The organism is Kutzneria sp. NPDC052558 (assembly GCF_044547355.1).
GTDB lineage: Bacteria > Actinomycetota > Actinomycetes > Mycobacteriales > Pseudonocardiaceae > Kutzneria.
This window is the reverse complement of sequence record NZ_JBIUAG010000017.1, coordinates 174,164-187,672: the sequence shown is the minus strand read 5'-3', so window position 1 is coordinate 187,672 and position 13,509 is coordinate 174,164. Positions and strand designations below refer to the sequence as shown.

12 protein-coding genes are annotated in these 13,509 nt (G+C 71.8%); 3 read left to right on the top strand and 9 right to left on the bottom strand.

The window, feature by feature from the left end; translation table 11 throughout:
• Positions 1-158 precede the first annotated feature (158 nt).
• Entirely contained in the window at positions 159-1,631 is a 1,473-nt protein-coding gene (gene ahcY, locus ACIG5F_RS28890) for an adenosylhomocysteinase (protein ID WP_396522819.1), read from the bottom strand.
• A gap of 164 nt (positions 1,632-1,795) precedes the next feature.
• Between ahcY and ACIG5F_RS28885 the strand changes: the two genes are divergently transcribed.
• A complete protein-coding gene (locus ACIG5F_RS28885; protein WP_396522777.1) occupies positions 1,796-3,964 on the top strand; it encodes a hypothetical protein in 2,169 nt (722 codons plus the stop codon).
• On the opposite strand, the gene ACIG5F_RS28880 is transcribed toward ACIG5F_RS28885, so the two are convergent.
• Positions 3,954-5,255 carry a glutamate mutase L gene (locus ACIG5F_RS28880; RefSeq protein WP_396522775.1) on the bottom strand — a complete coding sequence of 434 codons (1,302 nt, stop codon included), beginning with the start codon at positions 5,253-5,255 and terminating at the stop codon, positions 3,954-3,956. The two genes, ACIG5F_RS28885 and ACIG5F_RS28880, sit on opposite strands and share 11 nt — an antisense overlap.
• Before the next feature lie 99 nt (positions 5,256-5,354).
• On the opposite strand from ACIG5F_RS28880, the gene ACIG5F_RS28875 reads away from it, so the two are divergent.
• Positions 5,355-5,921, top strand: coding sequence for a hypothetical protein (locus tag ACIG5F_RS28875; RefSeq protein WP_396522773.1), 567 nt, complete (start codon positions 5,355-5,357; stop codon positions 5,919-5,921).
• Positions 5,922-5,967: 46 nt separating this feature from the next.
• Here the strand turns inward: ACIG5F_RS28875 and ACIG5F_RS28870 are convergent, their stop codons facing one another.
• The 7 genes from ACIG5F_RS28870 to ACIG5F_RS28840 are packed head-to-tail and all read right to left on the bottom strand — an operon-like array spanning position 5,968 to position 12,760.
• Positions 5,968-7,458 (bottom strand): amino acid permease, encoded by a 1,491-nt coding sequence (locus ACIG5F_RS28870; RefSeq protein ID WP_396522771.1) that lies wholly within the window; start codon positions 7,456-7,458, stop codon positions 5,968-5,970.
• A gap of 42 nt (positions 7,459-7,500) precedes the next feature.
• Positions 7,501-8,415, bottom strand: coding sequence for a cation diffusion facilitator family transporter (locus tag ACIG5F_RS28865; RefSeq protein WP_396522769.1), 915 nt, complete (start codon positions 8,413-8,415; stop codon positions 7,501-7,503).
• A gap of 11 nt (positions 8,416-8,426) precedes the next feature.
• Positions 8,427-9,662, bottom strand: coding sequence for a mannose-6-phosphate isomerase, class I (gene manA, locus ACIG5F_RS28860; protein WP_396522767.1), 1,236 nt, complete (start codon positions 9,660-9,662; stop codon positions 8,427-8,429).
• Between the two features lie 14 nt (positions 9,663-9,676).
• Positions 9,677-10,753 carry a hypothetical protein gene (locus tag ACIG5F_RS28855; RefSeq protein WP_396522766.1) on the bottom strand — a complete coding sequence of 359 codons (1,077 nt, stop codon included), beginning with the start codon at positions 10,751-10,753 and terminating at the stop codon, positions 9,677-9,679.
• A 6-nt stretch (positions 10,754-10,759) separates the two neighbouring features.
• Positions 10,760-10,966: a Trm112 family protein gene (locus tag ACIG5F_RS28850; RefSeq protein WP_396522764.1), complete on the bottom strand. Its 207-nt coding sequence runs from the start codon at positions 10,964-10,966 to the stop codon at positions 10,760-10,762.
• A gap of 23 nt (positions 10,967-10,989) precedes the next feature.
• Positions 10,990-12,339 (bottom strand): phosphomannomutase/phosphoglucomutase, encoded by a 1,350-nt coding sequence (locus ACIG5F_RS28845; RefSeq protein ID WP_396522762.1) that lies wholly within the window; start codon positions 12,337-12,339, stop codon positions 10,990-10,992.
• 49 nt (positions 12,340-12,388) lie between these two features.
• A complete protein-coding gene (locus ACIG5F_RS28840) occupies positions 12,389-12,760 on the bottom strand; it encodes a DUF3499 domain-containing protein (RefSeq protein WP_396522760.1) in 372 nt (123 codons plus the stop codon).
• A gap of 85 nt (positions 12,761-12,845) precedes the next feature.
• On the opposite strand from ACIG5F_RS28840, the gene ACIG5F_RS28835 reads away from it, so the two are divergent.
• Entirely contained in the window at positions 12,846-13,313 is a 468-nt protein-coding gene (locus ACIG5F_RS28835) for a metallopeptidase family protein (RefSeq protein WP_184868889.1), read from the top strand.
• The last annotated feature ends 196 nt before the right edge of the window (positions 13,314-13,509 follow it).

Genomic DNA, 13,509 nt, shown 5'->3' with positions numbered 1-13,509 from the left:
CCCGCGCCCCCCCCCCCCCCCCCCCCCCCCCCCCCCGCGCCCCCCCCCCCCCCCCCCCCCCCCGGGGGGGGGGGCGCCCCCCCCCCCCCCCCCCGCCCCCCCCCCCCCCCTTCCGCACTCAAAAACGGCTACTGGGGGCCGAGCCCCGCGGCAGAGACTCAATACCTGTAGGCGTTGGGCTTGAAGGGGCCCTCGACGTCGACGCCGATGTACTCGGCCTGCTCCTTGGTGAGCTTGGTCAGCTCGCCGCCCAGGGCCTCCAGGTGGATCTTGGCCACCTTCTCGTCGAGGTTCTTGGGCAGGACGTAGACCTCGTTGTCGTACTCCTTGTACTTCGTGAACAGCTCGACCTGGGCGATCGTCTGGTTGGAGAAGGAGTTGGACATCACGAAGCTGGGGTGGCCGGTGGCGTTGCCCAGGTTGAGCAGGCGGCCCTCGGACAGCACGATGATCGACTTGCCGTTGGGGAAGACCCACTCGTCGACCTGCGGCTTGATGTTGATCTTGCGGATGCCCGGGACCTTGGCCAGGCCGGCCATGTCCAGCTCGTTGTCGAAGTGGCCGATGTTGCCCAGGATGGCCAGGTGCTTCATGTCGGACATGTGGTGGGCCATCACCACGTCCTTGTTGCCGGTCGTGGTGATCACGATGTCGGCGATCGGCAGCACGGTCTCCAGCTTGGCCACCTGGTAGCCGTCCATGGCCGCCTGCAGCGCGCAGATCGGGTCGATCTCGGTGACGATCACCCGCGCGCCCTGGCCCGCGAGGGACTCGGCCGCGCCCTTGCCCACGTCGCCGTAGCCGCAGACGACCGCGACCTTGCCGCCGATGAGCACGTCGGTGCCGCGGTTGATGCCGTCGATCAACGAGTGGCGGATGCCGTACTTGTTGTCGAACTTCGACTTGGTCACCGAGTCGTTGACGTTGATGGCCGGGAACAGCAGCTCGCCGGCGGCGGCCATCTGGGTCAGCCGCAGCACGCCGGTGGTGGTCTCCTCGGTCACGCCGCGGATGCTCTTGCCGATCTTCGTCCACTTCTGGGCGTCAGCGTCGAGGCTGTTGCGCAGCACGTCGAGGATGACCTTCCACTCCTCGGCGTCGTCCTCCTCGGGCTGCGGCACCACGCCGGCCGCCTCGTACTGGGTGCCCTTGTGCACCAGCAGCGTGGCGTCGCCGCCGTCGTCGAGCAGCATGTTCGGACCCTGGCCGTCCGGCCAGGTCAGCATCTGCTCGGTGCACCACCAGTACTCCGGCAGCGTCTCACCCTTCCACGCGAACACCGGGACGCCCTTGGGCTCCTCCTCGGTGCCGTGCGGGCCGACCACGATGGCCGAGGCGGCGTGGTCCTGGGTGGAGAAGATGTTGCAGGAGGCCCAGCGCACCTCGGCGCCCAGCGACACCAGCGTCTCGATCAGGACCGCGGTCTGCACGGTCATGTGCAGCGAGCCCGAGATCCGCGCGCCCTTGAGCGGGTAGACCTCCGAGTACTCGCGGCGCAGCGCCATCAGGCCGGGCATCTCGTGCTCGGCGAGGCGGATCTCCTTGCGGCCGAACTCGGCCAGCGACAGGTCCGCGACGGCGAAGTCGACGCCATTGCGGGTTTGCAGCTTCGGCGGGGCGATCGCCGTCATCGTGGAGTCCTCCAGAACCAGTGGGTCGTCGGCCATGCACACTAGTCGGTCCGCCACGCCCGGGAACTGGGTCACGGGCCATTGACTGATGAATGGCCCAGTATGGCCCGGTGCTGATAGCAGGACCCGACACCCGTGTCATCGAATTGCGGGTGCACGGTGTTATGGGGACCACACCTGAGTCACTGGTCGACGCGGTCGTCGCCGTGGACGTCGCGGGCGACGGCGTCGGCCGCCTCGTGCGCCCGGCCGACCGGCTGCGCAGACCGGCGCCGGGGCCGGTGTTGCAGGCCGGCGGCCGGCCGGTGCCGCGCACGGTCGAGGGCTACATGTGGAGCGCCATGACCTCGGGCGGGTGGGCCAAGGCGGCCTGGGCCCTGCTGCTGCCGTTCTCGCTGGCCAACATGTGCCACTGGATGCTGCCGCCGACCGGCCGAGTGCTCGGCGGCACACTGCGCTCGCTGGTGCGGCTGGCGGCGCTGGTGCTGACGATGCTGCTGTTGTCGCAGTTGACGGTGGTGAGCCTGGACCTGGTGGCCGGGCAGTGGCTGGACCAGTTCGAGCAGCTCAGGCCGTGGCGCGGGCCGATCGGGCTGGCCCCGGTGCTGATCGTGGTGGCGGTGCTGCACAAGCTGTCGGCCGTCGACTGGAAGGTGTCCGGGACGCAGCCGGCGCCGCGTCGCGACCTGTTGCCGGGGGCGCAGATCGCCGCCGATCCGGACGCGCCCGCGCTGCATGTGTTGCACGCCACAGCCGGGCTGTCCTGCGCGGCGCTGCTCGCGGCCGGCGGCCCGTTCGCGGCGTCATCGGATCGGGTGGCTCCGCTGTGGGTGGCGGCCTGGGTGCTGATCGCGGCCAGCGTGCTGATCACGTTGGCGTTGGACGCGCCGACCGAGGGGCGTTGGTTCAAGAAGTGGCCACGGCGGCTCCTGGTCGTGCTGACGGTGCTGGAGTTCGCCGCCGTCGCGGCGCTCGTGCCGATGCCCAGCGGCGGCCGGCACCTGCCCGGCAGCAACCCGACCGTCGAGTCGATCGCGGTGGTGCTCGCCTTGACGTGCATCGTGTTCGGGCTGGTGCTGATTCCGGCGGCCCTGCTCGCGCGCGGGTGCTGGTCGGCGCTGCCGCCCTCGCAACGGCCGTGGGCCGGCGGCTGGATGGCCGCGCCGATGCTGGTGATCGCGTCGCTGCTGGGCGGCGGATTCGGCGCGGGTGTCGGCATCACCGTGCAGCAGGCGTTGCGGGACAGCGCTTTGCAGCTGCCGCCCGGATATCGTTACGTGACAACGCTGTGGGGCGTGGCGGCGGTGCTCGCCGCGGTGGTGGCGCTGGTCGCCGCGGCGGCGGCCGCGGTGTCGCTGCGGCGCGGGGCCAACCCGGTGGAGATCGACCTGTTGCATCCGGGGAAGCCGGAGGACGCGGCGCGGGCGGGCCAGGCCTGGCGGATCGCCCGGTTCAAGCGCAATCACGTCCAGCACATCGTCCTGGCCAGCGCGGGCGTGCTGTCGGCCGGCTCGCTGGCGTCGTTCCTGATGCAGGTACGGGGCGTCGACCTGGCGTGGTGGGCACAACCCCTGCCGGGCATTGGAATCACGGCGCTCGGCGCGTTCGCCATCGGCGCGCTGCGGCAGGTCTACGTGGCCACGACGTCGCCGCAGGCGGCCCGGCAGCTGGGTCTGCTCAACGACATCGCCGGATTCTGGCCTCGTGAGGCGCATCCGCTGGTGCCGCCGTGCTACGCGTTGAAGGCGATTCCCGAACTCGTGGCCCGGGCCCGGGAGCACCTGGCCGAGCCGGGGGCCCGCGTGGTGCTGGCCGGCTTCAGCCAGGGCAGCCTGCTCGCGGCCGTCGCGGCGGCCCGGCTGCTGGACTCGCTGCCGGCGCACGAACGCGAACGGGTCGGGCTGGTCACCGCGGGATCGCCGCTGCAATGGGCGTACCAGCGGGCGTTTCCGGCGGTCGTGTCCCACGATTCGCTGGTGGAGCTGTCACGGGCGATGGGCGGCCGCTGGCGCGCGGTGTGCCGGGGCACCGACGCCATCGGCGGCGGCGTGACGACCTGGGAGCGGCAGTCGTTCGACGGGCAACTGCTCGGCGTCGGCTTCGAAGGCGCGCTGCCGGCGGCCGAGCACAGCGAGCACGGCGCGCTGGTGCTCGGCGGCGATCACTGGCTGCCCGATCCGCAGCACGGCCCGATCTCCGGACGTCGTTGGCGTCCAGGGGTGCTGGGGCACAACGACTACACGTCCGATCCGGAGTGGGACCGCGCGATCGCGGCCGCCGCCGGCCTTGACGTGGCCGAGGAGCCGCTGACGCTGTGGAACTTCAAGCGCTGAAATGGTTGCCCAGCAAGGCATCTGCCGTCTCACCGTGGCCGGCGTCGGCCAGCAGCCCGGCCGGCGCCAGCACGTAGCGGCGGTCGACGGTGATCTCGGCGTTGCGCAACACCGGCCGGAGCACCGGATCCGCCCGCAGCCGGTCCTCGATGGCCTGTAGGCGCTCGGGGGTCGCGTGCCGGAACACGCCGCCGGACAGGACGAGCAGGCCCGCACCCTTCGGGCCGAGCTGCCCGTCGACCAACCGCAGGTGCCGCCGGATGGCGAGGATGGCCGCCAACCCGGCCAGCGTGGCGTCCACGTCCCGGCCGTGATCGTCGTCGGGAATCCAGTCCACAGTGGACGCCCGACGCTGGGCCTCGGCCAAGAGATCCGCCGGCGGGTCAAGACGTTCGACCTCGGCCTCGGCCACGATGCCCGGGGCCGACCAGCGCATGCCCAGGTCGCCCTCGACCGTGCGACGGTCGGCCGGCAGCGCGACCGTGCGCTCCATCGCGTTCTCGTCCACAGTGGACACCGCCGAGTAGACGTCGGTCGTCGCGCCGCCCACGTCGACCACCAGCACCGCCCCGGCCTCCCGCTTGGCCAGGATCGCCGCCAGTCGGGAAACCCCGATGAGGACGGCGTCGGGCGTCACCGCGCGCACCAGGTCGCGGAAGGCGTTGCCTTTGGACAGTCCCTTGCCGCCGATCACGTGCCGCAGGAACAGTTCCCGGATCGCCGCCCGCGCCGGGCCCGGGGCCAGCTCGCCGACATCCGGCAGCACGTTGTCGGTCGCCACCACGGTGCGGCCGGTCGCGTGCAACAGCGCCTCCGCCTCGGCCCTGGCATCGGCGTTGCCGGCCAACACGATCGGCGGCCGCAGCCGGTTGGCGGCGATGCGCTTCGCGTTGTGCAGCAGCACGCTGCGGTCGCCACCGTCGGTGCCGCCGGCCAGCAGCACCAGATCCGGTTGGGTGGCGCGAAGTTCACGAATAGCCGCGCCATCCAGTTGCCCCGCAACGACATGCACGATCTTGGCCCCCGCCGACAACGCCACCCGGTAACCGGCTTCGGCGCTCACCAACCGCTCCTGGCCCACCACCGCCAGCCGCAAACCCCCGCCAGCACTGGAACAGGCCAGCACAGCGTCACCTTGAGCGTCCAAAAGGGTGGTGACGGATGCAATTCCATCCAGCACTTCCGGCGGAGTGGTCGGATGTTGGGCCGTGCCCAGCAAAGTGCCGTCGGCGGCGACCACAGCGCCCTTGGTCCAGGTCGACCCGATGTCCAGGCACAGCAGCGTGCTCATAACAGACAAGCTACGTTGTGCCCGCGCACTGGCGTGAAAGCGGTCGCTGCCTCATTCTGTGTGTGGAAGATCACCTTCCCCGCCCGAGGGAGGTCAGCCATGCTCGCCGAACGCCAGCCCACCTGGACGTTGCAGATCGGGGTCCGACCGGACGTCCGCACCGCCCTATTCCTCCGGGACGCGCTCGCGTTGAGCGTGCCCGACGACCCCTACCCGCCGACCGACCCGTGGGTGCCGGTGCTGCCCGCGCCCGGGGTGGACCGCGCCGCCGTCGAGTCCGAATGGCTGCACTGGTTCGACGGCGTGCTGGACGGCATGTCCATCAGCGACGACCGCTGGATGGCCCGGTGGCCGGCCGTGTGCCGGGCGCTGGGCGCGCTCATCGAGCCGATCCGCCAGTGGGACGCCCAGCTGACCCGGCACGAGCTGCGCCACGGCCGGCACCGGGACAGCTCCCGGATGTGGATCACCGACCTGGTCGCCGACGTGGGAACCGAGCTGGAACGGGCCGTGCGGCCGTTCCACCTGATGATCACCGAGCTGCCGGTGCGCGGGCAGTTCTGGATGCGGCGCGGGTTCAACCAGGTGCTGGCCTCCCCCGCGCTCATCGACAACACCGCCGCGTTCAGCTGGGCGCTGCGGCCCGTGCTGCGGGAGATCGCCTGACCGACCCTGCCAGTGGCCGGCCGACCGGAGTCGGCCGGCCACTTCGTCATGCCTTGGTGTCGAGGAACGAGGCCAGCGTCGACTTGCGGTAGCCGTAGGCGAAGTAGACCAGCACGCCCAGCGCCATCCAGATCAGGAACCGGACCCAGGTGAACACGGCCAGGTTCAGCATCAGCCACAGGCAGGCGATCACGGCCAGGATCGGCACCACCGGCACCAGCGGCGTGCGGAAGCCGCGCGGCAGGTCGGGCCGGGTGCGGCGCAGGACGATCACGCCGATGGAGACCAGCACGAAGGCGAACAGCGTGCCGACGTTGACCATCTCCTCCAGGTCGCCGGAGGGGAAGAAGCCGCCGGCGATGACCACCGCGATGACGACCAGGATCGTGGCCCGCACCGGGGTGCCGTGGCGGCCGGTCCTGGCCAGGCCCCGCGGGATGAGCCCGTCCCGGCCCATCGCGAACAGCACTCGGGTCTGACCCAGCAGCAGCACCATGACCACGGTGGTGAGGCCGGCCAGGGCCCCGATGGCGATGACGGCGGCGGCCCAGTGCACGCCGTTGTCGGCGAAGGCGGTGGCCAGGGTCTTCTTCACGCCGTCGGCCCCGGTGGCCAGCTTGGTGTACGGCTCCATGCCGGTCACCACCAGCGAGACCGCGACGTACAGCACGGTGACGATGCCCAGCGAGCCGAGGATGCCGCGCGGGACGTTGCGCTGCGGGTTGCGCGTCTCCTCGGCGGTGGTGGCCACGATGTCGAAGCCGATGAAGGCGAAGAACAACACCGAGGCGGCGGCGAGCAGGCCGAACACGCCGAAGGAGCTGGACTGGCCGCCGGCGATCAGCGAGAACAGCGACTGGTTGAGCGAGGAGCCCGAGGGCGAGGGCTGCGAGGGCGGGATGAACGGCACGTAGTTCGAGGCCTTGACGTAGCCGATGCCGACGATGATCACCAGCAGCACCACGGCCACCTTGATGGCGGTGATGACCTGGCTGAACCGGGACGACAGCTTGGTGCCCACGGCCAGCAGGGTGCCCAGCACCAGCACGATCAGCACGGTGCCCCAGTCGAAGTCCACCGGCCCGAGCGGGACGATGGTCGGCACGTCCAGGCCGAACAGGGAGAACACCTGCGACAGGTAGGCCGACCAGCCCTTGGCCACCACGGCCGCGGCCAGCGCGAACTCCAGCACCAGGTCCCAGCCGATGATCCAGGCCACGAACTCGCCGAAGGTGGCGTACGAGAACGTGTACGCGGACCCGGCCACCGGCACGGTCGAGGCGAACTCGGCGTAGCACAGGGCGGCCAGGCCGCAGGCGATGGCGGCGATGATGAAGGCGATCACCACGGACGGCCCGGCGACGTTGCCGGCGGTGCTGGCGGTGACGGTGAAGATGCCCGCGCCGATCACCACGGCCACGCCGAACACGGTCAGATCCCAGGCGGTGAGATCCTTGCGGAGCTTGGTGTCCGGCTCATCGGTGTCGGCGATCGACTGCTCGATCGACTTGGTCCGAAACAGGCCAGTGCCCGCCATACGCCCTCCCAGTGCGCCCGACGACTTTGTCGGATTCAGACCCTACCGAGCGGTCCTATCAAGATCGGGCTCCAGGTAGATGAGTCGGGCCGCCGGCACCGCGGATCGCACCCGAATCTCCGCCTCGTCGATGGACCGGGCCACCTCCGCCACGGTCGCGGCCCCGGAAAACGCGATCTTGGCGGCGACCAGGATCTCCTCCGGCCCCAGGTACTGGGTGCGGATGTGGATCACCCGCTCCACATTGCCGCCCTCCAGCTCGCGCACGATGGCGGCCAGCACCTCGGGGCCGGCCCCCTCGCCGATGAGCAGGCTCTTCATCTCCACGATCAGCACGACGGCGATCAGCCCCAGCAGCACGCCGATGGCGATGGTGGCCACGCCGTCCCACACCGGGTCGCCGGTGACCAGCGACAGCACGATGCCCAGCAGCGCGAACACCAGGCCGAACAGGGCGCCGGTGTCCTCAAGCAGCACCACCGGCAGCTCCGGCACCTTGGCCTGGCGGATGAACTGCCACCAGCTGGCGCCGCCCTTGAGCTCCCGCGACTCGGCCATGGCGGTGCGGAAGCTGTAGCCCTCCAGCAGCACGGCCACCACGAGGATGACCACCGCGACCAGCGGGTAGGCCAGCGGCTCGGGCTCCTCCACCTTGTGGATGCCCTCGTAGACGGCGAACAGCGCGCCCAGGGTGAACAGCAGCAGCGCCACCACGAACGAGTAGAAGTACCGGTCGCGGCCGTAGCCGAACGGGTGCTCGGCGTCGGCCTTGCGCTGCGAGGTCCGCTTGCCGAGCAGCAGCAGCCCCTGGTTGGCCGTGTCGGCCACCGAGTGCACGGCCTCGGCCAGCATCGACGACGACCCCGTGACCGCGAATCCGACGAACTTGGCGACCGCGATGCCGGCGTTGGCGCTCAGCGCGGCGACAATGGCTTTGGTACCGCCCCCTGCTGACATGGGACAAAACCCTAGTTGTTGGACGAATCGACCCCGGCAGTGGCCCGGAACACCGAGGCCGGCCGGCCTGTAGGCACGACGTCCACGGCCGGGTCGGCGGCGGCCAGCCAGGCCGACTCGCCCTTGCCCAGCGGCAGCTCGACGCCGTCGGCCCGGCGCAGCGTGACCGATCCCTCGACGCAGATCAGGATCTGCGGCCCCGGGTGGTCGACCCGCACCGGCTCGTCCGAACCGGCGTCCCACTCCAGCCGGGACAGCTCGAACTCCGGGGCCGGGGTCGGGTAGAGGAAGTAGTGCGGGGCGACGACGTCGCCGGTCTGCACCGGCATCCGCCCGTAGGAGAAGTCCAGCACGCGCAGCAGCTCCGGCACGTCCACGTGCTTGGGGGTCAGGCCACAGCGCAGCACGTTGTCGGAGTTGGCCAGGATCTCGATGCCGGTGCCGCGCAGGTAGGCGTGCGGGTTGCCGGCCGGCAGGAAGACCGCCTCGCCCGGCCGCAGCACGATCCGGTTGAGCAGCACCGCGGCCAGCACGCCGGCGTCGCCCGGATAGGCCTCGCCCAGCTCCAGGATGGTCCGGCACTCCAGGTCGAACTCGCCGTGCTCCTTGACCTGCCGCACGCAGGCGTCCAGCACCTGCGGCAGCAGCTGGTCCAGGGCCTGCTGCGGCAGCGTGATCCAGGTGGTGAACAGCGCCCGCAGGCCGTCGGAGTCGGGCTGGCCGCCGAGCAGCTCGGTGTAGTGGTCCAGGCCCGGCGCGTCCAGCCCGCGCAGCAGGCGCACGGTGCGTTCCGGATCGGCGAACCCGGCCAGGGCGTGGAACTCGGTCAGCGCGCAGATCAGCTCGGGCTTGGCCGTCGGGTCCGGGTAGTTGCGGTTCTTGGCGTCGCGCGGGATGCCGGCGGCCTCCTCGCGGGCGTAGCCCTCGGCGGCCTGCTCGGCCGACGGGTGGGCCTGCAGGCTCAGCGGCTCGTCGGCGGCCAGCACCTTGAGCAGGAACGGCAGCCGGCCGCCCCAGCGCGCGGCCAGCGGCTGGCCGAGCTGGCCGTCCGGGTCGGCGGCCAGCACGTCGAGCAGGGAACGCTCGTCACCGTCGGCGTCGACGAGCAGCGAGGGCCCGCCGGGATGCGCCCCCATCCACAGCTCGGCCTCGGGGTGCGGCGCCGGCACGGGCTTGCCGAGCAGCTCGGCGATCGCGGTGCGCGAGCCCCAGGCATAGGGGCGCACCGCGTTGTGCAGCAACTCCACTCGTCGTCACTCCCTCATACGGCGGCCGGGGCGTAGTACCCGGGGCCGCCGATGGTGCCGGCCGCGAGCCCCAGATAGAGGGCGGCCAGCTCGAAACGCAGGGCAAGCACGGCGGCGCAGGTGGCGTCGCCACCGGTGACCTCGTCCAGCCGGATCACGTCCGCGCCGGCCAGCGTGGCCTCGGCCGCGCGGCGGGTGGCCTCGGCGGCGTCGCCGCGGCCGACGGCCAGCAGCAGCACCCGGGGCTGGGTCGGCTGCTCGTCGTCCGGGTCGGCGAACAGGTCGCTGCCGGAACTGGACTGCACGGCGGCGCGGTGCAGGGCCGCGCGGCCGATGGCCTGCTGGTAGCCGGCCACGTCGCTGACCACGCCGGCGTGGCTGGCCAGCACGAACGCGGCGTGCCAGGCCACGGCGGTGGCCGCCTGGTCCAGCCCCCACAGCAGCGGCGTGCGGTCGGCGACGCGCAGCGCCAGGCTCTTGGCCGGATTGACGAAGGACTCGTGCATGGGGTGGTCCCGCTCGGCCTCGCGGTCCAGCTCGTCGGCCAGCTCGCCGAGATCGGCCCGCAGCAGCCCGAGGGCCTGGGCCACGGCCAGGCCGGCGGCCAGGGCGCGGGCGAAGCCGAACCCGGTCGGCACCGGCACCCGGGGCGGCAGCAGCAGGCCGCGGCCGGCGGCCGCGGCGGCCACCGGGCCGTCCGGCGGGGCGGTGACGATCACGCGGGCCCCGCGCCGGGTGGCCCGGTCCAGGGACTCGGCCAGCACCACGTCGCCGGGGTCGTCGGTGTGGGCGATGACCAGGTCCAGCGCGCCGATCCAGCTCGGCACCGCCTCGGCCAGCACCACCGGCACCGGGCAGGCCGTGGTCAGCAGCGCGGCCAGCAGCTGGGAGGCGGCCACGCCGATGCCCGGCCTGGTGACCAGCACCAGGGCCCGCGGCCGCTCCTCGGCCAGCCGGTCGACGCCCGCCTCCTCGGCGGCCTCGGCGATGGCCCGCACCTGCGCGCCGGCCATCGCCGCCGCGCGCAGCAGCCCGCCGCTGTCGATGTCGGCCAGTCGCGACGGATCGTCGAGCAGGGTGTCGTCGAGCACGTCAGCTCACCCGGCCAGGCCGCCCGGCGGCGGCACCGCCTCGTCCAGCAGCAACACCGGGATGCCGTCCTGGACGGGGTAGCCACGGCCGCACTCGGTGCAGGTGAGCATGTCGGCGTCGGCGTCCTGCGCCGTGCCGGGGCGCAGCGGGGCGTGGTCGGGCGACGGGCAGCGCAGGATCTCCAGCAGCTGCGGGTCGAGCTGGACGGCCATCGGGTTCCTCCCTGGGGAAAGTCTCAGCGCCGGACGATGGCCAGCACCTCGTCGCGCAGCGCGGCGACCGCGTCGGCGTCGGGTGCCTCCACGTTCAGCCGCAGCAGCGGCTCCGTGTTGGACGCGCGCAGGTTGAACCAGCGGCCGTCGCCGAGATCGACGGTAAGCCCGTCCATCTCGTCGAAGGTCACGCCTTCGCGGCCGGCGAACGCGGCCCGCACCGCCTCGGTGGAGGCGACCTGGTCGGCCACGGTGGAGTTGATCTCGCCGGACGCGTCGTAGCGGCAGAACTCGGCGGTCAGCTCGGCCAGGGGCCGGTCCTGCTCGCCCAGCGCGGCCAGCACGTGCATCGCGGCCAGCATGCCGGTGTCGGCCCGCCAGAAGTCGCGGAAGTAGTAGTGGGCCGAGTGCTCGCCGCCGAAGATGGCGTCGGTCTCGGCCATGCGCTGCTTGATGAACGAGTGCCCGACGCGGGTGCGCACCGGCTTGCCGCCGCGCTCAAGCACGATCTCCGGCACGCAGCGGGAGGTGATCAGGTTGTGGATGACCGTGGCCCCCGGCTCCTTGGCCAGCTCGCGGGAGGCGACCAGCGCCGTCACCGCGCTCGGCGAGACCGGGTTGCCCTCGGCGTCCACCACGAAGCAGCGGTCGGCGTCGCCGTCGAAGGCCAGGCCGGCGTCCGCGCCCACCTCGACGACCTTGCGCTGCAGGTCGACCAGGTTGGCCGGGTCCAGCGGATTGGCCTCGTGGTTGGGGAAGTTGCCGTCCAGCTCGAAGTACATCGGCACGACCTCGATCGGCAGCCCGGCGAACACCTCGGGCACCGTGTGGCCGCCCATGCCGTTGCCGGCGTCCACCGCGATCTTCAACGGCCGGATCCCGCTCAGGTCGACCAGTTCCCGCAGATAGGCGGCGTAGTCGGCGAGCATGTCGCGCCGGGTGACGCTGCCGTGGCGACCCTCGGCCGCCGGCACGCCTTGCTGGGCCGAGTCCCGGATCTCGGCCAGGCCGCTGTCCTGTCCGACCGGGGCCGCGCCGGCCCGGCACAGCTTGATGCCGTTGTACTTGGCCGGGTTGTGGCTGGCGGTGAACATCGCGCCGGGCAGCTGGAGCCGGCCGGAGGCGAAGTACAGCATGTCGGTGCTGGCCAGGCCGATGGACACGACGTCGACGCCCTGGCTGGTCACGCCCTCGGCGAACGCGGCCGACAGCTCCGGCGAGGAGTCGCGCATGTCGTGGCCGATGACCACCGACGGCCCGCCGACGAGCTTGGCGAACGCGGCGCCCAGCTCACGCGCGACGGCGGCGTCCCACTGCTCGCCGACCACCCCACGGATGTCGTAGGCCTTGACGATCGCAGACAGGTCCGGCACGCCTTCTCCCGGGTAGCTCGGATGGGTCGCTGCCAGCCTACCGGCGTGTTCAGTCCTCGATCGGGTCGGGCAACACCCGCAGGTGACCCCGCCGCTGAGCCCCCATGGGGTCGATCCGGTTCGGGTCGACCCGGTCCACCGGCCGGTCCACCCGGCCGGCCTCCCGCACCGCCTCCGCCAGGGCCGTCAGGTCGTCGACCGACGGCTCGGGAGCGGCGAACTCACCCTCATGCCTGACGACCTCCCAGCCGCGGGGCACCGTGAGCCGCATGGCGTGCTCCTCGCACAGGTCGTAACTGTGCGGTTCGGAGTAGGTGGCCAGGGGTCCGACGACCGCGGTGGAGTCCGCATAGGCGTAGGTGAGCGTGGCGACTGCCGGGTTGGTGCACCCGGTTCGCGAGCACCGCCTCACGCTCCGCACGATCGCTGACGATAGCGCTTCCCACTCTTGGCGGCGTGCAGGCACGCGGGTGACACGCGCCCGCGTACGCTGACTGGCCGTGGTGATGGCTCGAGGATCCAGGCGTCGGGGACGCCGCAGTCGCGACCGGCACGGCCGTGGCCTGCGCGGACCGCTGTACCCGGCGACCCTGCCGGCGGCCCGCAGCCGGGCCGAGCGGTTCGACGCGCTCGTGATCGAGGCGCTGGAGCCGATCGAGGCCCGCTGGCGGACCGAGCTGACCCAGCTCGACGTGGCCGTGGACGACGTGCCGGAGGTGCACGTCGGGCCGGACGACGAGCTGAGCTGGGAGGACGGCGTCGTCGACGACGGCAACGTGCCGCTGGCCCGGCTGGTGCCGGCCGGGGTCGATCGACGCGGCGTGCCGACCCGGGCACGCATCGTGCTCTACCGGCGGCCGCTGGAGGCCCGGGCCAAGGACGGCGCCGATCTGGCCGATCTCGTGCACGATGTCCTGGTCGAGCAGATCGCCAGCTACCTCGGCCTCGACCCGGACGTCATCGACGGCGACTAAGAGTTTCCTGAAAACGCCAGGAAGGCCCTTTCACTGCGTCCAGCGCCAGTAACGGGCCCTTCCTCGCGTGGTCCGCGGTGTCATGAAGGGCCCCTTCCTGACGTTGAACGTCAGGAATGCGGTCTTCGTTCTTAGGTTCTTAAGGCGTGACACCTCAGGAACCCGCAGGTAGCAGCCCTGCCAGCGTCCGTGAGGC

What these genes read in the sequence shown, in the direction of transcription:
- ahcY (WP_396522819.1), bottom strand. Translation starts at nt 1,631, where the DNA reads ATGACGGCGATCGCCCCGCCGAAGCTGCAAACCCGCAATGGCGTCGAC.
- ACIG5F_RS28885 (WP_396522777.1), top strand. Translation starts at nt 1,796, where the DNA reads ATGGGGACCACACCTGAGTCACTGGTCGACGCGGTCGTCGCCGTGGAC.
- ACIG5F_RS28880 (WP_396522775.1), bottom strand. Translation starts at nt 5,255, where the DNA reads ATGAGCACGCTGCTGTGCCTGGACATCGGGTCGACCTGGACCAAGGGC.
- ACIG5F_RS28875 (WP_396522773.1), top strand. Translation starts at nt 5,355, where the DNA reads ATGCTCGCCGAACGCCAGCCCACCTGGACGTTGCAGATCGGGGTCCGA.
- ACIG5F_RS28870 (WP_396522771.1), bottom strand. Translation starts at nt 7,458, where the DNA reads ATGGCGGGCACTGGCCTGTTTCGGACCAAGTCGATCGAGCAGTCGATC.
- ACIG5F_RS28865 (WP_396522769.1), bottom strand. Translation starts at nt 8,415, where the DNA reads ATGTCAGCAGGGGGCGGTACCAAAGCCATTGTCGCCGCGCTGAGCGCC.
- ACIG5F_RS28850 (WP_396522764.1), bottom strand. Translation starts at nt 10,966, where the DNA reads ATGGCCGTCCAGCTCGACCCGCAGCTGCTGGAGATCCTGCGCTGCCCG.
- ACIG5F_RS28835 (WP_184868889.1), top strand. Translation starts at nt 12,846, where the DNA reads ATGGCTCGAGGATCCAGGCGTCGGGGACGCCGCAGTCGCGACCGGCAC.